This window comes from Pedobacter sp. GQ55 (assembly GCF_059758925.1).
This window is the reverse complement of the sequence record NZ_JCAXEI010000005.1, coordinates 337,959-359,165: the sequence shown is the minus strand read 5'-3', so window position 1 is coordinate 359,165 and position 21,207 is coordinate 337,959. Positions and strand designations below refer to the sequence as shown.

The 21,207-nt window shown below is 37.8% G+C and carries 16 protein-coding genes; 8 read left to right on the top strand and 8 right to left on the bottom strand.

Annotation, left to right across the window (positions count from 1 at the left end):
* Window positions 1-18 precede the first annotated feature (18 nt).
* Window positions 19-1,215: a DUF5005 domain-containing protein gene (locus AC6CH7_RS15945; RefSeq protein WP_498263695.1), complete on the bottom strand. Its 1,197-nt coding sequence runs from the start codon at window positions 1,213-1,215 to the stop codon at window positions 19-21.
* Window positions 1,216-1,304: 89 nt separating this feature from the next.
* Between AC6CH7_RS15945 and AC6CH7_RS15940 the strand changes: the two genes are divergently transcribed.
* Window positions 1,305-2,903: a glycoside hydrolase gene (locus AC6CH7_RS15940; RefSeq protein WP_498263694.1), complete on the top strand. Its 1,599-nt coding sequence runs from the start codon at window positions 1,305-1,307 to the stop codon at window positions 2,901-2,903.
* Window positions 2,904-2,973: 70 nt separating this feature from the next.
* Here AC6CH7_RS15940 and AC6CH7_RS15935 read toward each other — a convergent pair whose 3' ends face one another.
* The 4 genes from AC6CH7_RS15935 to AC6CH7_RS15920 form a co-directional block, all read right to left on the bottom strand.
* On the bottom strand, window positions 2,974-3,384 hold the full coding sequence (locus AC6CH7_RS15935; RefSeq protein WP_172659350.1) for a BrxA/BrxB family bacilliredoxin: 411 nt from the start codon (window positions 3,382-3,384) through the stop codon (window positions 2,974-2,976).
* A gap of 153 nt (window positions 3,385-3,537) precedes the next feature.
* On the bottom strand, window positions 3,538-6,381 hold the full coding sequence (locus AC6CH7_RS15930) for a peptidase associated domain and porin domain-containing protein (protein WP_498263693.1): 2,844 nt from the start codon (window positions 6,379-6,381) through the stop codon (window positions 3,538-3,540).
* Window positions 6,382-6,387: 6 nt separating this feature from the next.
* Window positions 6,388-7,638 (bottom strand): DUF4934 domain-containing protein, encoded by a 1,251-nt coding sequence (locus tag AC6CH7_RS15925; protein ID WP_498263692.1) that lies wholly within the window; start codon window positions 7,636-7,638, stop codon window positions 6,388-6,390.
* Between the two features lie 333 nt (window positions 7,639-7,971).
* Entirely contained in the window at window positions 7,972-8,946 is a 975-nt protein-coding gene (locus tag AC6CH7_RS15920) for a hypothetical protein (RefSeq protein ID WP_498263691.1), read from the bottom strand.
* A gap of 854 nt (window positions 8,947-9,800) precedes the next feature.
* Here AC6CH7_RS15920 and ahcY point away from each other — a divergent pair.
* Window positions 9,801-11,117 (top strand): adenosylhomocysteinase, encoded by a 1,317-nt coding sequence (gene ahcY / locus AC6CH7_RS15915; RefSeq protein ID WP_498263690.1) that lies wholly within the window; start codon window positions 9,801-9,803, stop codon window positions 11,115-11,117.
* A gap of 70 nt (window positions 11,118-11,187) precedes the next feature.
* On the opposite strand, the gene AC6CH7_RS15910 is transcribed toward ahcY, so the two are convergent.
* A complete protein-coding gene (locus AC6CH7_RS15910) occupies window positions 11,188-11,469 on the bottom strand; it encodes a polysaccharide deacetylase family protein (protein ID WP_498263689.1) in 282 nt (93 codons plus the stop codon).
* Window positions 11,470-11,475: 6 nt separating this feature from the next.
* Window positions 11,476-13,044, bottom strand: a complete 1,569-nt coding sequence (locus AC6CH7_RS15905) for a mechanosensitive ion channel family protein (protein WP_498263688.1) — start codon at window positions 13,042-13,044, stop codon at window positions 11,476-11,478.
* Between the two features lie 76 nt (window positions 13,045-13,120).
* Here AC6CH7_RS15905 and AC6CH7_RS15900 point away from each other — a divergent pair, with 76 nt between their 5' ends.
* From AC6CH7_RS15900 to AC6CH7_RS15880, 5 genes are all read left to right on the top strand, one after another.
* Entirely contained in the window at window positions 13,121-13,840 is a 720-nt protein-coding gene (locus tag AC6CH7_RS15900) for a pyridoxine 5'-phosphate synthase (RefSeq protein WP_498263687.1), read from the top strand.
* A 17-nt stretch (window positions 13,841-13,857) separates the two neighbouring features.
* Window positions 13,858-14,427 carry a hypothetical protein gene (locus tag AC6CH7_RS15895; RefSeq protein ID WP_498263686.1) on the top strand — a complete coding sequence of 190 codons (570 nt, stop codon included), beginning with the start codon at window positions 13,858-13,860 and terminating at the stop codon, window positions 14,425-14,427.
* A 48-nt stretch (window positions 14,428-14,475) separates the two neighbouring features.
* Complete coding sequence (gene gcvP / locus AC6CH7_RS15890; protein ID WP_498263685.1) at window positions 14,476-17,352, top strand: aminomethyl-transferring glycine dehydrogenase; 2,877 nt, start codon at window positions 14,476-14,478, stop codon at window positions 17,350-17,352.
* A 111-nt stretch (window positions 17,353-17,463) separates the two neighbouring features.
* Window positions 17,464-18,057, top strand: coding sequence for a YceI family protein (locus AC6CH7_RS15885; RefSeq protein ID WP_498263684.1), 594 nt, complete (start codon window positions 17,464-17,466; stop codon window positions 18,055-18,057).
* Between the two features lie 127 nt (window positions 18,058-18,184).
* Window positions 18,185-18,589, top strand: coding sequence for a response regulator (locus AC6CH7_RS15880; protein ID WP_498263683.1), 405 nt, complete (start codon window positions 18,185-18,187; stop codon window positions 18,587-18,589).
* Here the strand turns inward: AC6CH7_RS15880 and AC6CH7_RS15875 are convergent.
* On the bottom strand, window positions 18,586-19,353 hold the full coding sequence (locus AC6CH7_RS15875) for an MBL fold metallo-hydrolase (RefSeq protein ID WP_498263682.1): 768 nt from the start codon (window positions 19,351-19,353) through the stop codon (window positions 18,586-18,588). The genes AC6CH7_RS15880 and AC6CH7_RS15875 overlap by 4 nt on opposite strands.
* A gap of 147 nt (window positions 19,354-19,500) precedes the next feature.
* On the opposite strand from AC6CH7_RS15875, the gene recJ reads away from it, so the two are divergent.
* The gene (gene recJ, locus AC6CH7_RS15870) at window positions 19,501-21,204 is read left to right on the top strand and encodes a single-stranded-DNA-specific exonuclease RecJ (RefSeq protein WP_498263681.1); all 1,704 of its coding nucleotides are present in this window, start codon (window positions 19,501-19,503) and stop codon (window positions 21,202-21,204) included.
* Window positions 21,205-21,207: the final 3 nt, after the last annotated feature.

Below are 21,207 nucleotides of genomic sequence, written 5' to 3'. Positions count from 1 at the left end.
TATACTTCCTTTTCAGTTTTAGTTAAATTTTATCTTAATGAACCGGGGCCTGTACAATTGAGGATCCGTTTCAAGATCTTTAAAGAAATCAAAAGAATTAACATTATAACTAATTAAAAGTTCTCCTTTTTCAGATAAATTTGGATGAGCCTTAGCGTTGTAAGAGAAATAGCTTTTCTTTTTTAACGCATCAGCGCTATCCCACAATTTTATTATTGGTCCAAAAGGCCCTATAGGGGTTTTTCCTAAACGCATCCCCACCGCTCTTCCCATGCCACCCTGCTGGAAAATTAATGCATATCTTCCATCTGGCAATACTGATAAACTAAGTTCATTTGAAACCTGATCTGTTATCGCTTCAGCCTTCTTAATATCAGCATTCCACGTCGCTCCATCCCAGAAACTCCACTTAGCATAATCATCAAATTCTTTCGGCTTTACCCTTGCTACCAGCAATTTTTTGACCATCCCTTTGACCCCATAAACGTAAACATATCCATCAGGCTTAGGTGCACCGGCTTTGGCTGTATTTACAAAAATACCTGCTCCAAACGAGCCCATTTCCTTTTCAGTTTCATTACTGCTTAAATAAAATGGGGTATCTTTCTGTTCAAAGGTTTTATAGGGAGGCTCTTCTTTTTCGGCGATTTTGATTAGCGTATTGCCTACCTCCGAAAAACCAAAAGCACCATCACCTACCTGTTTCACCCTGTAACCAAAAATATAGATGGCATTGTTCTGCTCCTGGTTTACAAAACCATCTCCAAGCCAATAATAATCTGTAGGGCCGGTTAAAGGAGTTTTTGGTATAAACACAGTTTCCGGGTTATCCTTATGGTCATTTTTCCAAAAAAAAGTTATGTTCTCCTTTACAGGTTTTGTGCCTTTTAATATTGCTACACTATTATGGATCATTTTAGCTCCGGGCTCCATTTTATCATCTTTAATGTTCCCGATCATACTATCGCTAAAAATAAATAGTGTTCTTTTAGCTTCTGGTTTACTTGATTCTACCCCATTTAATGGAATGGTATAAATGCCATCACCGCCAAACCATCCACTATTTCGTGCAAATAAATTTGTCCACTCTGGGGCCTCAGTTGCCGTAAATTTTATATTCGTCAAATCCTGAGCATCAGCATTGGTAAAAGAGCCGGCAAGGCAATATAACAAAACGATTTTTTTAACGCATGAGGTAAATTTAAGTCTATTCATCAGGCATAAATATATTAAAAGTATTATAGATGCTTCTCTAATTTATCTGCTATATGTATCTTATGCTGTCAATTATTAATATTGTGTCAATGAAAATTCAGTTAACCTTTTCGAGTGTATTTGTTAGGAGAATTACCCTTTGCATCTTTCTTTTAGCAAGTGCCCTAAATTCATTCTCTCAGGATCAGAAACCAATTAAATTTACGCTTCTGCTCAACAAAACCGTACAACAAATACACAACATCGGCGGGTCTGGTTGCTGGTATACAGAGGAAATTGGCAAGCAATGGCCATTAGCTGAAAAACAACATATTGCCGAATTGTTATTTAGCAGGGAATTTGAAAAAGATGGTAAGCCAAAGGGTATCGGCTTATCTGCATGGCGATTTAACATTGGCGGGGGTACTGCTGAACAGGGCGACAGCAGTGGTATTGCTGATCCTTCGCGCAGAGTGGAGTGTTTTTTATCTCCGGATGGAACTTACGACTGGAACAAACAACAAGGATACACCTGGATGTTACAGCAGGCAAAAAATTATGGCGTAAAAGATCTGATTGCATTTGTAAACAGCCCTCCAGTACAGTTTAACAAGAATGGTCGTGGCTACAAGTCACAAAAAGATGGTGCTACAAATTTAAAGCCCGATAAATATGATGCTTATGCAAACTTCCTGACCGAAGTAATAAGGCATTATGACAAAAAGGGGCTTCATTTTAACTACATAAGCCCGATAAATGAGCCTCAATGGGATTGGCTAAAGCAATCTAACCAGGAAGGAAGCCCCTGGACAAATGAAGAAATGTTTAACACCATTAAATCTTTAAATGTCAGTTTAGCGAAGCAAAAACTTAGTACAAAGATTCTGACAACCGAGGCTGGCCAGCTTGATTATTTATATGCAGACAAGGGACGGACCTCGCGCCAGATAGACAGCTTCTGGAACCCAAAAAGCCCTTTATACATAGGTGGTTTTAGCAATAGTACAAAGTTTGTTGAAGGCCATGGGTATTTTACAGAAAACGGCGACAGTACGCTAATAAACACAAGAAAATCTTTAAGAGATACGCTAAGGAAATATAATGGTCTGGAATACTGGCAATCAGAATACTCAATGCTTGGCAATGGTTATAAAGATAAGATTGCAGGCAGGCCAAGCGAGATGGATCATGCATTGTTCCTTGCAAAGGTAATTAACCATGATTTTACTGTAGGAGATGCCTCTGCATGGCATTTCTGGAATGCATACGAGCCCGGAAATCCATTAAACCCTCGCTACTTTCTTATTGCATTAAATCCGCAAAGAGCAAGCAAACCTGAAAGCAAGTACACCATCACTAAAAATCTGTGGGCATTAGGCCACTACAGTCTTTTTATCCGCCCTGGTATGATTCGTGTGGAAACACAAAGAAACGATGGTTTAAATGACATGGAGATTGCCCAGCAGGTTATGGTTTCTGCATTTAAAGATCCGAAAGGGGAAAGTCTTGTGATAAATGTAATTAACTATACGGGTGAAACTCAAAAGACTGATTTCGTATTGAAAGGGCTACTTAAAGGACAGCTTTTAAAGCTTGGAAAGCATTATGTAACTTCTGAAAAGCAGGAAGACAATATTCGCCCCTATCCAACTGGGGATACATCTCTGCCTCCCCGTTCAATAAGCACTTTTATATTCTCTGCTCTTTAAATAATATTAAACGCAAAGAGAGGGTATTTGATTGATAGATTCAAATACCCTCTCTTTATATTTTTTATTTCTAGCAGTATTGCTCAAAAGCACCAATAAGGCTATCAGCAATCATTTGAGCTGGACGGCCTTCAATTTGATGACGTTCAATCATGTGAACTAATTTACCATCTTTAAATAAAGCCATAGAAGGTGATGATGGAGGAAAAGGCAACATATAACCTCTAGCTCTGTCAACCGCTTCTTTTTCCATACCAGCAAAAACTGTTACCAATTTCGTAGGATGTTTTTCATTTGCTGCGGCTAATTTTGCTGCCGGACGCGCGTTTGCAGCTGCACAACCACATACCGAGTTCACTACTACAAACACAGTTCCTTCGCTTGTAATGGCGCTATCAACTGCTTCAGCAGTTTTTAATTCTTCAAAACCTACGGTTGTAAGTTCAGCACGCATTGGTTCAACTAAATATTCTGGATACATATGCTTAATATTTTTTATAAATTTCTTTTTTGAGTATACAAAGGTACTGTACCTGCAACTAGCATCAAAGCATTGGCGATAAGACCAATATAGTTTTGACCTTTAAATTACTTTGCTCAATTTAAAAAACAAGCGTACAGTTCCATCGTATCATCATTTCTTAGCCTTGGCCTTCTTTCCAAACTGTCTTGGATAGTAGGAAATTGTGGTCATAAAATATTGTTTCAATACATTTTGCGTACCGGTAGTGAAACTATTAGAACTTCCATAATTGATCACGCTGCTGTTCTGATGCAATAAATCCAGGGCCGAGAACTTAAACTCTGCGTTATTGCCTTTAAGAAAACGGTACACCGCACTGGCATTCCAAATGGTAAAATTGATGTCTTTAGTATTGGAAGATGAGCTGTTGTTAAAAGTGATGTTACTGTTTAAAGTAAATTTCTTGGTTACATTGTAACTACTACTCAGTGTTGTACCCAGGTTTTTACCACTATATCCGGTATTAAAGGCCTCTTGTCTGGATTTATAGGTAGAGTAAGATTGGTTCAGTGCTACCGCCAAATAGCTTTTATAGGTGTAATTGACATTAAAATTGGAACCCGTATTTAAATTGGTCGAATAGGTAAACACATTGTTGGTATACCCGGGATTTCTGTTGGTATTGAGGTTGGTGTTTAAATCCAACTGTAATTCTGAGGATTTAAATTTATACGCTTTTCTGATATAACCATAAAAGTTGATGTACTTATGCCCGTCGGCATTTACCAGAAAAACGGTTCTCCTATTCTGTTCGTCGATCAACAGACTATCCACTATATTATCATCAATCTTTCCGGCATTTATCCTCAAATAATAATTAAGTGTGTTTTTATTTGACTGATCATTGCTGCTAAAACTGAATGAAAGCTCTTGCTGCACAGATTTTTTCAGGTTAATATTCCCCCTTTGCAGGTAATATAGATTTGTACTATCGGTTAAAGGTGCCAATTGTCCAATCTCAGGGATACTGATAGTTGTGGAATAGTTAAGATCATAACTTCTTGAAGTCTCTCCATATTGATGGTTATAATAGCTTATTCCGGCATCAGGAGCAAACCGGCTGTAACTGCGTTTAATGTTCTGAAATGAACGGTCCGACTTATTATCCTGACTAATCAAAAGCTGTTTTGGATGGAACCGTAATGTCAGTGATTTATAGTAACGGTTAGATAAACTTTTTGTAAAAGACCTCTGAATTCTTATTCCGGGCGTTTCTTGAATCACATTTGTTTGAATTTGGTTATTTAAGTATGGATTCACACGATAAACATTGTCGATAGTATCCAAATCCTGTACATTGTTGTCATTCTTATCAGACTTAAGGATCAACTTATTGGTAAGGTCAACACTCAATTTTGAGTAGCTTTTATTCCCAAAAATTATTGACTTTAAATCTGGCAGTGAGAAGTTGATCTCTTGTTTTATACCGTTAGTGTGTGTGTCGTATTTGCGGTTAAACTTCTGATTTGATGCCGCTCCGGTAAAAGACTTAAACTCGGTAATATTCAAACGTTCATTGTTATTGTCGTATGCGTATAAATCATAATCTAAGTTAAAACCTCTGAATCTCATCCTTGGTCTGATGATATAGGGAGAATAACCGTACTCGCCTTTTATATAGAAGCTCTTGTTTTCATAATTACTGGTATTCATGGAGTTATTCGTACTGGTAAGCACATTTTGCAGATTGCTTGCCGAGCGAAATGTTTGTGCTACACTCTCCCCGGTGTTTAAGCTCACATTCTGAGAGACTCTTAGATTGTGCCCCTTTTTGGCCAGTTGGTAGTCCGAGTCGAAGCGTTGTGTGGTATTGGTAGAGTTATTCGTTGTGTTGCTATTTTCTATAATTTTATCCGTGCTGTTTACTGATGTAGTGGTTTGTGCATCTGACAGGTAATTGCTATTTCGGTCTTGCAAAAAGTAGTTGGCTTTAAGCGTATTTTTTCGCTCCCATGTAGGTTTTTCTATAAAATTATAAGTAAAGTTTGCCCCAAGTGCTTTAGGCCTGGTTATTCCTTCCGCCCTAAAATCAGGTTGGTACTCTATATTCGTACCTACACCCTTAAATGTACTGTTAGACAGCAGATCGTCCGCGTTATCTGCTATTTTATTAATATTGTTAATAGCCCCTACAATACCGATCTGCATTTTTGGCGAATACATATTGATACTTGCGTCAGTTTCAAAGCGGTTGTTTGTTCCGTATCCCATGCCGATTTTTCCAAAGTAACCTATATCCTTACCCTTCTTGAGTTTAATATTCATTTCGAGGGTAGAATCTGCGGGATTGGTATTTTGCTGGCTTCTTGCTTTATTATAAATCTGTATTTTCTCAACCGCGTTTTTAGCCAGGTTTTGCGTGGCAGTCTTTATATCTCCTCCAAAAAAGGATTTTCCGTTCACCATTACGCTTTTGACCTCTCTGCCGTTCACTGTAATTTTCCCATCACCCCACAGGGTTACGTTCGGTATTTTTCTTAGCAAATCTTCAACTACTGCATTGCTATCCAGTTTAAAAGCTGCGGCATTAAATTCGAGGGTATCTCCATTCATGCTAATCGGCGGTATGCTGATCACAACATCGTTCAGCATAATATCCCTGCGAGTGGCAATTATCAGCCCCAAATCAATGGTGTTTTTATCTGAGGGAACTGTAAAGTTTTTTCTTGAAGTTAAATATCCTACGTGGCTAACCTCTAGTCGTAAAGCAACATTTACCGGTAAGTTTTTAAAACTAAACTCACCGTAATTATTGGTCACCTGATAACTCACAAGAGTGCTGTCTGAAGCCTTATAAACAGTTGCAGTAGCCGACTTAAGCACATAATTCTGGGCAGTATCCCGTGCAATTCCCTTTGCACTTCCCGGAAGAACAGTTGTGTTGTTTTGAGCTTTCGCAGTCAAAACGGATACAGCCATTAAAAGGGCTATAGCCAGAGCGTAAATTTTAGACATGGAGCGTTATTTTTCTTTTGGTTTCAATTGAACGATAATCGGATTGCTTTTTCTACTCTGGGTTTTAAAGAATTCAGTCAAAACAGGATCATATTTTCTGTTCTTCCCATCATTTTGCTCTTTAACGGTAAATAGTGCGAGGGAAGAATAGCTGGTATAAAAATAGTCTTTGCCTACTATAAGAAAACCACGATTTGTAAAATCGTAATGATAGTTTAAATCTGTAATTGGCAAAAATTGAGAAACAGAATCTGGTTCAATATCGGAGACCGATGTCAGATCATTAGAATTCAGGTTATATACAAAAGCTCTTTTTTCATCACGACTCCAGCTCCAATTTCTAACCTGAAAGTATAAGTTGTTCCCATGTAAATAGGCATTGGCCATTTCATAAAAGATGTCTCTGTTTTCTTCAAAATAGTCGTATCGCTTACCGTCATATTTAGGATTGCTGTCATAATCCAAAGGCAAAGAGTTTGCCGCCGGAAAGAATATCTGATAAGCTAGTGAAAGTTGTTTTGAATTCAGTTTATAGATATTGTACAAGTAATTTTTTACGTAAAGGAACTCATCAGGATTACCATAATCATAAACTCTGCCGCCATGCCAGCCTTCGTCATTTTTATGTTCATCTTTTTTTTGAGGGAAGTACATTTTTGATTTCTTACCGTCTTTTATTAAGCTCAGATGGTATCTGGTGCTGTCCTTATCTTCTTTATCATAATAATATTGGTCTATGATGGTACCATCACTAAACCTTTTAGAATCGGCATATTTATCAACAGTATCAGCGGTAATCTTCTTTACAAATTTACCTGTCAGATCAAAGTAGTGGGTTCGTTTTCCTGAAGCAATAGTAATCAGCGTTTCCCCATCTACAGGTTTAAGATTAAATCCATAGAAATTCTGCTTGCTTTTGTCGGCCGGATCTTTTTCTATTTTATTGGCACTGATCTTAGCAACATATTTTCCAGCTTTCGTAAAGATTAAGACAGCTTTCGTTTCCCAGTCAAAAACTATGTAGTTCTCCTCGGTCATTTTGAGTTGATTAATCGAACCAAATAGACTTTCTTTAGTGGTCTCCAATGGGATAAAATTGACTTCGTCAAAAAATTGAGATACAGATGCCCCGCGTGCGCTGGATGGATCTATCCGCAGGGTAACCATTTTAGAACTATCAATCTTACTGCCTTGAGCCATAGCATGGCAATAGGAGAAAATGCAGATTATTAAACTGCTGAGAGCGAATTTTAACATAGAGGCGTCATTTGGTTCCTTAAATATATTAATTTTCAGATGACAAATGATTTTATATGACGTTCAGCTCCCATTTTTAACATTAATTAACATCAAGACAAAACACAAAAAAATGCTAAACGGCCCCGCTCTTGGCTCAATGGATTAAAAAGAACATGGTTTAGAGTCAGAAAGCGCAGGTATATAACTTGCTAGAGAAAGTTGGGATTACCTTTGAAAAGAAACTTGGGTTAATTAGCGGAGTGTAGTTTTTTAATAGACTTTCGCTGACCTAAGTGCGGGGATCACCCCCGCACTCGTTCAAAACCGGACGTGCCACTTTCATGGATAATCTCATTCTTGTATAATGGATTTTCCGTCATTTCTAACGGTCTCAATAATTGCTGTGATATCCCCTATGCTTTTATCATCAGTTAATGTTGCGGTACAACGAAGCCTAAACCGATTATCCAAACAAGCCTCTTGGTTAACATGTACCATTACTTCCTCTCCTGAAAACCCAATGTTATCAGCCAACAATGTAACTTCCCTGATTACCATTTTTAATGAGCTATCACAGGTTACATGGTGAATGTAAATTGTAGCCAGATTCAGAAGAGAGCTCATCAGTATCGCCACTGGCATAGCCGGGAAGTGAGGAAAATGACCCGTACAAAAATCATCCTGTATTTTACCCAAAGTGGCCGAAGCTGAGGAATCAGAGAATTTAATATCAAAAAACTGATTTTTTTTAAGATATGGATTTTTCTTCCCAAAATCTGGCGATGCTTTATAAAAATTATAATAAAGCCGTTCGAAGATTGCCTGGGGAATTACATGGAAACCGACTTCTATTCCACAGATAAGTTGATTTTGTTCATCTAAAAAGCAAGCCTTTACAGTTGCCTTTCTCTTATTAAAGGAGGTGCACTCAGCAATTGCAATTAATTCATTTCCCGCATAATGTTCCTTCTCAATTGTTCTTTTATAAGTTCCGCTATAGGCAAGATAGTAGTGTTTTTGCTTTACTGGATTAGCCATGGCGCAGCAAACTGATCCGAGGATGGCAAGGTGCCTACAAGTCTCTGATACTGCGATCGGAAGAATTTCATCTCCTAAAGGCTGTTCAATGTCTATTCTTGCAGTAGCAAAATTATTTGCATCCGCATGTACATCTTTCAGAGCATAATAGGGATGATGTACATCTATCAATTTAAAGATCTCATCTATTGATATCATTTTTTCAAAATTACCGGTTCGGCGTAGTTCGATAGCTTTAGACTGGATATCGACCATGTCCATGCTTTTAATTGTTTGCAGATTTTCCATGATATAGGGTGTGGGGTTAGGGTGATTTCTATTGGGATCTTCTTCTTTGAATAATCTCTATCTAAATGATAGTATCTCTACACGGATCTGGTGTTAATAGCCTTAAGCCTATTAAATCCTGTTATGCACCAAAATGACCATAAAAAGCCTTCAATTACAAATTACCAGTTCTAGAAAATAAAAGCAAGTAGACTCGCTATTAAGGGCAAAACTGAACAATATGAACATATCATTCTCCCATTTTTATTCCCCCTGAGGGATTACAAGGATCCTGTAATACGCATAAAAAACTTCGCCGAATTGATGCCTTTGCAGGGAATATTATTGAAAACTCGGAAGAAAAAAATAGGTGACCTGATTTGGACACCTCTTTAAAGGTAACAGAATATTATCCTCAAACACAATGAGGCTATTTAATCATCTACTGTTCAATCGAAATGAAGACTAGGAGTGCATATTTTGGGAAAATGGCAGGTTGTCCCGAATAGGTAAGGAAGGAAACGGAAAAATAGTGGTAATAATGAAATATACATCAATTAAAAAACAAAGAAAATGAAATCAAAAACTTAATAATGCCATACATAAAAAAGATCAATAACAGTGAATAAACGGTGAAAGTGTCACAAGAAATAACAAAATACGGACTACTAAATTAAAAGAGATTTTCTAAAAGTCATTATTACATCTAGTGGAAATTTACCGCAGCATGAAATCGCACTTTGAAATTGGCCAAACTAATGCGTAATTTTGTAGCAGAAAAACAGGCACTTTTGATTAAAGTGGGCAAATGGTGGGCAACTGTAAATTACACAACGAACAACTACCTGTAAATCATATACTTAAATAAAAACAATATGTCATCAGTAGAGACAACTTACGTTCCTTACAAAGTTAAGGACATTTCACTGGCAGAATGGGGCCGCAAAGAAATTGAACTAGCAGAAGCAGAAATGCCTGGTTTAATGTCATTACGCGAAGAATTTGGTCCTTCTCAACCATTAAAAGGCGCACGTATTGCAGGCTGCCTTCACATGACCATCCAAACTGCAGTTTTAATTGAAACACTAGTTGCATTAGGTGCTGAAGTTACCTGGTCATCTTGTAATATATTTTCTACTCAGGATCATGCTGCTGCTGCTATTGCCGCTGCAGGTATTCAGGTATATGCCTGGAAAGGTTTAGATGAAGCTAGCTTTGACTGGTGCATCGAGCAAACTTTACATTTCGGCCCTGAGCGTCAGCCATTAAACATGATCTTAGATGATGGTGGCGACTTAACCAACATGGTTTTCGATAAATTCCCTGAGCTTATCGCTAACATCAAAGGTTTATCTGAAGAAACTACTACCGGTGTTCACCGCTTATATGAGCGTATGAAAAACGGAACATTGCATTTACCTGCAATCAACGTAAACGACTCAGTTACCAAATCTAAATTTGACAACAAATACGGTTGTCGTGAATCATTAGTAGATGCAATCCGTCGTGCTACTGACATCATGATGGCTGGTAAAGTAGCTGTTGTTGCAGGTTACGGTGATGTTGGTAAAGGTTCTGCTGAATCGTTAAGCTCACAAGGTGTACGTGTAATTGTTTCTGAAATTGACCCGATCTGTGCTTTACAAGCTGCAATGGAAGGTTATGAAGTTAAGAAATTTGCTACCGCAGTTAAAGAAGCTGATATCATTGTAACGACAACTGGTAACTGCGATATCGTTCGTGCTGAACATTTCAAAAGCATGAAAGATAAAGCGATCGTTTGTAACATTGGTCACTTTGATAATGAAATTGATGTTGCCTGGTTAAATAAAAACTATGGTGCTACTAAAGTAGAGATCAAACCTCAGGTTGATAAATATACTATTGATGGAAAAGACATCATCCTATTGGCCGAAGGTCGTTTGGTAAACTTAGGCTGTGCAACTGGTCACCCAAGTTTTGTAATGTCTAATTCATTCACTAACCAAACTTTGGCTCAATTAGAATTATGGATCAATACAGATCAGTATGAGAACAAAGTTTATGTGTTACCTAAGCATTTGGACGAAAAAGTAGCCCGTTTACACTTGGCTAAAATCGGTGTTGAACTTGATGTTTTAGATACGCATCAAGCAGAATACATTGGTGTTCCCGTTGAAGGTCCGTTTAAACCAGATACTTACAGATACTAATCACTCGATATATATAAAAAGAGGGAAATTACATTAGTAATTTCCCTCTTTTTATTATCAGATATATCCATTATTTCTGTTGAAACTCATCCTCAACGCTTTCGCTCAAGTCGTACATCATCCACTGTTTACCTTGAATGTCTTTTTGCTTATTCTTTAGGAGTTTAATAAAATCCTGAACCCCTAGTGGTTCATTTCCATGAATTAAAACTATACTCCCTGAGTTGGCAGGCTGACCTTTTGCAAGCCAAGCATCACTACCAACAGGAATAACCCCATAAGAAAGCACACGTTTTACCACTTCTGTATCTGACACAAGCCCCGGAAAACGAAAGAAAACAGAAGGTAACATTCCGATTTAAGTTTTAGCCTGAACTGTACTTTCATTCCCATCTCTTATTGCCTGGTAATGAGGCGACATGATCTCCACCCCTGCCTTGTCAAACGCCACGTGAATATTTCTATGAAGCTCAGAATAAATAACCGCCATTATACTTGGGTCGTTTATGTATGCATTGATTTGATAGGAAACATACCAATCCTCCAAACTGGTTTGTAAAACAAAAGGTGTCTTTTCTTTAATAACGCCTTCAGTTGCAAGTGCAGCTCCTATCAATAGCTCATGGGCAGTAGTCCACGGAATATCGTAACCCAAAGTAAGCGTACTGTGGATAATCAATCCTTCATTAACAGACATGCTGGTATAATTCACAGTATTTCCATTTAAGATGGCACTGTTAGGTATTGTAATGATTTCGTTTTTGATTGTTTTGACACGGGTAACTAATAGTGATTTCTCTAAAACAGCCCCGGTAGTATCGCCAATTTTCACTACATCTCCGATTCTGAAGGGTCGCATGTAAGTAATCACCATGCCAGCCACACCATTGCTAATTGCCGATGAAGATCCAAAAGAAATAAGAATCCCTAAAAACACCGATACGCCTTTAAATATGGCCAGATCTGACCCCGGAATATAAGGCCATATCATCACTATCATAAAGGCATTCAATAAAATCTTGACAATGTTAAATGTAGGTTTTGCCCAGTCAGGATAAAAACCGCTAACCTTTAGCCTTTCGGTCTCAACCTCGTAAGCTAAAAACTTAATCGCCTTTTTCACATAATGGAACACTGCAACAATTACTGCAATAGTAATCAGCTTGGGTACGAAATCAATTAATGCACCAAATATATTTTTCAACGGATTTAACACAAACCCGATCAAGCTATCGCTCCAGGGTTTTGTCCATGGGAATAACCTGAAAATAACGGGAAGTGTAAGGTAAATCAGCAAAAGGATTACAAAGATTTTAATCAGGTTCAGGAATTTGCTGATTAGTATCAGCTCCCTTCTTCTGTCGATCAGCTCATAGTCCTTAATCTTCAGATGTCCAATTCTTTCATGCAATCTGAAACTCAACCAACTATTAAATTTATTTGAGTATTTGTTGAGAAAAAATATACATACGCCCAATACAATAATGATCAACAAGCCTAATCCTGCTCGCTTTAAAAGTTCTGATACGTTGGTTTCTTTCCGGTAATTATTGATGCTATTTATAATAATTTCCTGATAAGCTTTAGCCATAACCTCTTTATCCATATTCACGGAATCTGCATCGGCTTTTGATACGCTCAATAAAATATCACCTTTATAAACAATGCCTACAAGAGTAGAATCATCGGCTGTTATTAAAGAATCGGACACAAAAAGGAGGTCCTCAGATAGGGACGCCACTTTGGAAGAAGTTCTTTGTGCCCTTTCTGATGCAGACAATGAACCAAGCTTGTTTTTAATGTGAAAGAGTGTGTCGGTATGTGCAATTACAGGGTATCCTTTAAACGCAGCTGTATCTTTCTGTGCATAAACAACATGCTGAACACAACAGAAAGCGACAAATGAGATCAACAATTTCAATGACATATATCGAATGATTATAACTGATAGCAAAATACAGAAATTTTTTACCTTTACTTGCATATTTATATTTTGGGATAACATGACGAAACTTTCAGTAAACATCAATAAAATAGCAACCCTTCGTAATAGTCGTGGAGGAAACAATCCGGATCTTGTTAAAGTAGCATTGGATTGTGAACGCTTTGGATCGGAAGGAATAACAGTACATCCAAGACCTGATGAAAGACACATCAGATATCAGGATGTTTTTGATTTGAAAGCAACAATAGCAACAGAATTTAATATAGAAGGTAATTGCAGAGAGCAAAAATTCGTTGACCTGGTTTTAGCCAATAAACCTGCTCAGGTAACCCTTGTTCCTGACGCCGAAGGTCAAATTACTTCCAATCATGGATGGGATACCATAAAGCATAAAGATTACCTGAAAGAAATGGTTTCTTTATTTAAATCTGCCGGAATTCGTGTTTCCATTTTCGTAGATCCTGTAGTGGAAATGGTGGAGGCAGCCGCCGAAAGTGGAACCGACAGAATTGAACTTTACACTGAGGCTTATGCCCACAATTATTACGACAACAGAGAAAAAGCCATTTTACCATACATCGCGGCTGCACATAAGGCCAATGAGATAGGTCTGGGCATTAATGCAGGCCATGATTTAGATTTACACAACCTAAAATATTTTGCTGAAAGCATTCCGGGATTACTAGAGGTTAGTATTGGCCACGCATTAATCAGTGATGCCCTTTATTTAGGTTTAGAAAACACCATTCAATTATACCTTAAGCAATTGAAACACTAATCTACTATGCTCATACTATGAAAAACCTTACATTATTAGCTATAGCAGCAACATTGATTTTCTTTATATCATCTTGTAAAAGCGGTGGTAATTTAGACGAGGGTACGGCCGAGGATGTAATATCAGCGCACCTGAAAGCGAATCCTGAATACGAGAGCACTAAAATAAATATTGGAGAAATTAAGTTCAGAAGTAAAAACGATCAACTGGAGCTGCAAAAGTATAAGGCGCTGGAGGAAAAAGGGCTTGTTGAAATGGAACTTCAGAATCAAAAAAAGAAGTTCTTATCTAAAGACAGTGTATACTTCTATTTAATTACACTAACAGATAAATCAAAACCTTACATCATTAAGCACGATACACATAGTGCTACCGTAAGGGCCGTTAATTATGTGCTTGATGAAGAGAAGCCGATTACGCTTATAAAAGGCGACTCAAAAATAGCTCGTGTTACGGTTTCACTCAAAAAAGAAATGACAGATTTCTCGATATTCTTTAAGGATAAAAACGTTGGCAGCAACTTCATTACCAAAACTTATAAGTTGAAGCTTAAGAAAGAAGTGGGCTGGATATTAGTTGGTGGTTAAAAGGCTATTTTTTTATTACCTTTGCGCAACTTTTTATTCAAAGAATACATGAGCTTAAACATTCATTACCAAGAAGACTTTAAAGACCGCCACATTGCGCCTAATACAGATGACACAAACGCAATGCTAACCACGCTTGGCGTTGGTTCTGTTGACGAATTAATAGAACAAACTGTTCCACAAAAGATCAGGTTGAAACAACCGTTAAATTTGCCAAAAGCAAAATCTGAAACAGATTACCTGAGCAGCTTAAGACAAACTGCTTCTTTAAACAAAGTTTTCAAATCATATATCGGTCAGGGATATTATGATACGCTAACTCCGGGTGTAATTTTACGTAATGTAATGGAGAACCCGGGATGGTATACTCAATATACTCCTTACCAGGCTGAAATTGCGCAAGGTCGTTTACAGGCTTTGTTGAATTTCCAGACGATGGTTATTGACCTTACCGGTATGGAAATAGCAAATGCATCACTTCTTGACGAAGGTACTGCTGCAGCTGAGGCCATGTTTATGCAATATAGCTTGCGTAAAAATCAACAAGCAACTAAATTCTTTGTTTCTGAATTGTTATTCCCTCAAACAATCGACATTTTAAAAACCCGTGCAAATCCTTTTGGAATTGAATTGGTAATTGGTGCTCATGAATCGTTTGAGCTAAATGAAGAATTCTTTGGCGCAATTATTCAATATCCTGCCGGAAACGGTGAGGTATTTGATTATACTGGTTTTGCTCAAAAAGCACACGAAAAGAATGTTAAAGTTACGGTTGTTGCTGACTTACTTAGTTTAACCTTATTAACTCCTCCGGGAGAGTGGGGAGCCGACGTTGTCGTTGGAACAACACAACGTTTTGGCGTACCAATGGGATTTGGCGGACCTCACGCAGCATTCTTTGCAACTAAAGATGAATACAAACGTTCCATTCCCGGACGTATTATTGGTGTAACCATCGATAGTAATAACAACTATGCCTTACGCATGGCTTTGCAAACAAGAGAGCAGCACATCCGCAGAGATAAGGCAACTTCTAACATTTGTACTGCACAGGCGCTATTGGCTATTATGGCTGGGTTTTACGCTGTTTATCATGGTCCTAAAGGATTAAAGCTTATTGCTGAACGTACACATGGCTTGGCCATTACCCTGGCTAAATCGTTAGAAAAAATAGGTTATAAACAATTAAACAAAACTTATTTTGATACCATCCAGTTAGACCTTGGCGATTTAGTTGATTCGATACACAGAGAATGCATCGACAATGAGATCAACCTTAACTATAAAGGCAGTGTAGTTACCATAGCTCTTGATGAAACTACTTCAGTAGCAGATATAAAGCTATTAACAAAAATATTCTCAAAAGTAAAAGCAATTGCTGCTGATGCTGCTGAGTTGGCTGATGAAAACGTTGAAACTGTAATTCCTGCAAATTTACAACGTACATCTGCCTATTTAACACATCCGATATTTAATGCACATCATTCTGAGCATGAAATGTTGCGTTATATAAAATCATTAGAGACTAAAGATCTTTCTCTTTGTCATTCTATGATTGCTTTGGGTTCATGTACGATGAAGCTAAATGCAACAACTGAAATGATTCCGGTTACATGGCCTGAATTTGGCAAAGTGCATCCTTTTGCTCCTGCTGATCAGGTAGCTGGATATTATACTGTATTTAATGAGCTTGACAGATGGTTAAGTGAAATTACCGGTTTTGCAGCTATGAGTTTACAGCCAAATGCTGGTGCGCAAGGCGAGTATGCAGGTTTAATGGTCATCAGAGCCTACCATCAGGATCGTGGCGATGCTCATCGTAACATCGCTTTAATTCCTTCGTCTGCTCATGGAACCAACCCGGCTTCTGCAGCAATGGCCGGGATGAAGATTGTGGTTGTAAAATCATTAGAAAACGGAAATATTGATGTCGAGGATTTAAAAGCTAAAGCTATTGAACACGCAGCCAATCTTTCTTGTTTAATGGTAACCTATCCTTCTACACACGGTGTTTTTGAAGAAAGCATAGTAGATATTTGTAACATCATCCACGAAAATGGTGGTCAGGTTTACATGGATGGAGCCAACATGAATGCCCAGGTTGGTTTAACCAGCCCTGCAAATATTGGTGCCGATGTTTGTCACCTTAACTTGCATAAAACATTCTGTATTCCTCACGGTGGTGGTGGCCCTGGTATGGGTCCGATTGGTGTTGCAAAACATCTTGTTCCTTATTTACCGGGACATGCCGTGGTAGACATCAATAATGATAAATCTATTCATGCAGTTTCTTCGGCCCCATGGGGTTCTGCCTCAATTCTGATCATATCTCATGCTTACATAGCAATGATGGGTGGCGAAGGATTAACCAACGCTACAAAATATGCAATACTGAATGCCAACTACATGAAGGCTCGTTTAGAAAAACATTACCCTGTACTTTACTCAGGTGCCAATGGCCGTTGTGCACACGAAATGATCTTAGATTGCAGAGGATTTAAAAACTTTGGTATTGAGGTTGTTGACATTGCAAAACGTTTGATGGATTATGGATTTCATGCTCCTACTGTATCTTTCCCGGTTGCTGGAACCTTAATGGTTGAGCCAACAGAAAGTGAGCCTAAGCATGAGTTAGATCGTTTCTGCGATGCTTTAATTGCCATCAGAAATGAAATAACTGCAGTTGAAACTGGTGAGCTTGATAAAACTGATAACCCACTAAAAAATGCTCCGCATACTGCAGCTATAGTAACTGGTAATGAGTGGAATCATGGCTATAGCAGACAAACCGCAGCCTTCCCGCTACCTTATGTAGCCGCTTACAAATTCTGGCCATCGGTTGGAAGAGTAAATGATTCATTTGGTGACAGATCATTGATATGTGCTTGTCCGCCAATTGAAAGCTATGCCGAAGATCTGGCTTAAAAACTTATCATAAGTCAATTTAGGCGGTTAAACCTTTTGATACCTTTGCTTTCTAAAATGTATCAAAAGGCTAAAACAGGCCTTAGTATTAAAAAATTAAATAAAAATACAATGAAATTAAAAATCACTTCGCTGGCATTACTTCTAATAGTATTTGTCTCTTCGGCATTTATTGCTCCTGTGTTTAAGGCGACTACCTATAAGGTGGATGTTGAGAAATCATCACTCACATGGGTTGGCAAAAAACTTACAGGCAGCCACAATGGAACTATCGATCTTCAGTCGGGAAGTTTAATTTTCAATGATAAAAAACTCGCAGGTGGTAATTTCACTATAAATATGGCAACAATTAAAGATGCCGACAAAAGTGAGAAATTAGAAGGCCATTTAAAAGCAGATGACTTTTTTGGAGTTGATAAATTTGCAACCTCTGCTTTTGTAATAAAAAAGATTGCAAATACAGGAGCTAACACTGCAAATGTAACAGGAAACCTTACCATTAAAGGAGTTACAAATTCTATCACTTTCCCTGCAACTATTGCCTGGAACGCTGACGGATCTGTAACTGCTACCGCCGAAAAAGTTACTGTTGACAGAACTAAATTTGGCATCAAATTTAGATCAAAAGGGGTGTTCCCTGATGTTGGCGATAAAATGATCTATGATGATTTTGAGCTGGCTATAAAGCTTGTAGCTAAAAAATAAAAAAAACAGAAACCAAAAGGCCATTATTCATTTAATGGCTTTTTTTTTGCTCTTATATATATACCTGTTAAAACATTAAAATATGTTTTAATTTTGGACTTAACATTTTCCGCTCTCTACTAAATTTATGGCAAACTCTAGAATCAATATGCTTGTTATTGATGATGATGACATCAATATATTTATCATAAAAAAAGTGATAGAAAAAACGGGCTATGAGGTAGATATGATTTCGAAAAGTAATGGCCAATTAGCTGTAGATTATTTAACCAGCATCGCCAATAATGTAGAAATTTTTCCACACATTATTCTGGTAGACATCAATATGCCTGTTCTTAATGGATGGGAATTTTTGGAAGTCTATGAAAAACTTAACATTCAGCGCCAAAAAGTTTTCTTGTATATGCTCTCTTCATCTGTTTATGAATATGACATCGAGAAAGCTAAGGGATTCAAAGCCGTTAATGGATTTATTTCTAAACCATTAACGATTGAGAGACTCAAAGAGCTTTTACAGTTAGTTACTCCTTAGCTTATTTTAAACTGTCCATCGGTATAGGTTATATAACCGGTAGCTTTACTTTTTGCATGATAAAAAAGACAATTCCAATTCTCTTCTGCTGCTTTTTTACCAAACGCTTCTCTTAGTTCCATTGCTTTTCGGCCATCAAAATCATACTTGGCAATAAACCTCCTTAAAAGCTCTTCTGGTTCCGGCAGTACATCGCCTCCAAAAAACACTTTATCCACACCATCGTCCAATAAAAATACCTGATGAAATGGACAGTGTGCTCCTGTTAGTTCATAACTAATCTCATCCGTTAGCTGACCGGAGTTTTCAACAAATTTCAGCTGTGCATTACGTTGTAAAAATTCAAATATTTCTGTTTTATAAGATGAAGAGGTATTGGTAAAGGCATTCTCCCACTCTCCATGCTGAACAACATAAGTTGCATGCGGAAAGCTTAATTCCACACTGCCATCTAGCTTGTTATGGACCATACCTCCTGAGTGATCAAAATGCAGGTGAGACATTAAGACCATATCTACGTCCTCAGGATCAAAACCAGCCTTCCTGATATTTTTATGCAAAATCAGCTGCCCATCCTCATCACTATACCCTAAGCCCGTATCGAACAAAACAAGGCTATTTTTCAGCTTAACTAAAAAAGGTTGTACATGAATAAAAAGAGAGGCGGGGCGATCTTTAGGATTATCTTTTTCGGCATTAAAAGGGATAAATTTTTTAGTAGCGTCTACAGAATAAGATCCTTCGTATAAAGTGAAAACTTGCAATGGCGTAGTTATTAGTAAGAAAATTAAATGATATCTTTACAACAATATCATTGCAAAGATAGGGAACCTCCATGAAGTTAACACGCTGGCAATAAAATAAACAGAAGTTTATGCAAGCTTCGCAGAGAAAAAGAAGACAGATATTAAATGAAAAAAAGATGGGTGCAGGCCGCAAAGGGCAATACAGAAACAACAGATTTGCTTGCACAACAATTAAACATAGACAATAGCCTAGCACAAATATTAATTCAAAGGGGTATTTCTTCCTTTGATATCGCACGTGATTATTTTAGGCCGCAAATGTCTCATTTACATGATCCTTTTTTGATGAAGGATATGGATAAAGCCATCGCACGAATTGATGCGGCCCTAGCCAAAAGAGAAAAAATATTAATATATGGAGACTATGATGTAGATGGCACAACATCAGTCGCGCTTGCATTCAGTTTCTTTAGTCAATTTACATCAGACATTGAATATTATATCCCTGATAGGCATAAAGAAGGCTATGGCATTTCAACAGCTGGAATTGATTATGCTGCAAAAAATGACTTTACTTTAATCATTGCTCTTGATTGCGGAATAAAATCTAACGACAAAATTGCTTACGCTAAAGGCTTAAATATAGATTTTATCATTTGCGATCACCATTTACCGGGCGATGAACTTCCAGCCGCAATCGCAATACTTGATCCAAAACGTAACGACTGCCCCTACCCTTTTAAGGAGCTTGCAGGCTGCGGTATTGGCTTTAAACTTGCCCAGGCGTATTGCCACACGCATCAGTTAGCGGCCGAAAAATACGAGCAGTATATTGACCTGGTAATGGTAAGTATTGCCGCAGATATTGTCCCTGTAATTGATGAAAACAGAATCCTTGCGTATCATGGCTTAATTAAGTTAAACGCGAAGCCTTGCATTGGGTTAAAGGCGCTAATGGATATTTCCGGTAAGAGCAAGGATTACACGCTTACAGACGTAGTGTTTACATTAGCCCCGCGCATAAATGCGGCAGGAAGAATGGATCATGCATCGGAAGCTGTTAAAATGCTACTTTGTACAGAAAGCACGCTGGCTCAGGAACAGAGTTTATTTATCAATTTACAAAACACAGAACGCAAAACATCCGATCAGAACATCACCGCAGAAGCACTTGCTTTGATTGAAGAATGCGACATCCTTGTTAATAAAAAAACAACGGTGGTGTATCATGAAAGCTGGAATAAGGGTGTAATTGGCATTGTTGCATCCAGACTGATTGAAAAATACTACCGGCCAACGGTTGTACTTACGGCCTCAAATGGATTGCTTACAGGTTCAGCCAGATCCGTTGCAGGATTTGATCTATACGAAGCATTGCTAGGTTGCCAAGACCTTTTGGTCCAGTTCGGCGGCCATAAATTTGCTGCGGGGCTAACTATAAAACCAGAAAACGTTCAATTATTTTCCGATCGTTTTGAAAATATCGTTGCTTCAACCATTACCGATGATCTATTAAGCCCCGAAATAAATATTGATACAGAAATTGAATTTCAACAAATAGATGGTAAATTTCAACGTATTGTAGCACAAATGGCCCCATTTGGCCCGCTGAATACAGCGCCGGTTTTTGTTTCACATAATGTATATGTTACGGGAAAACCTTACGTTGTAGGTATAAAACATTTAAAATTAAATTTAAAACAACAAAATTCCACTATTTTTGAAAGCATTGGATTTGGATTAGCAGAGTATGAATCGCTTTTGCAACCAAACCAACCCTTCTCTGTTTGTTATACAGTGGAAGAAAATATATGGAAAGATCAACGGCGCTTGCAACTAAACATTAAAGCGATAGAGATTGATAACTAATAT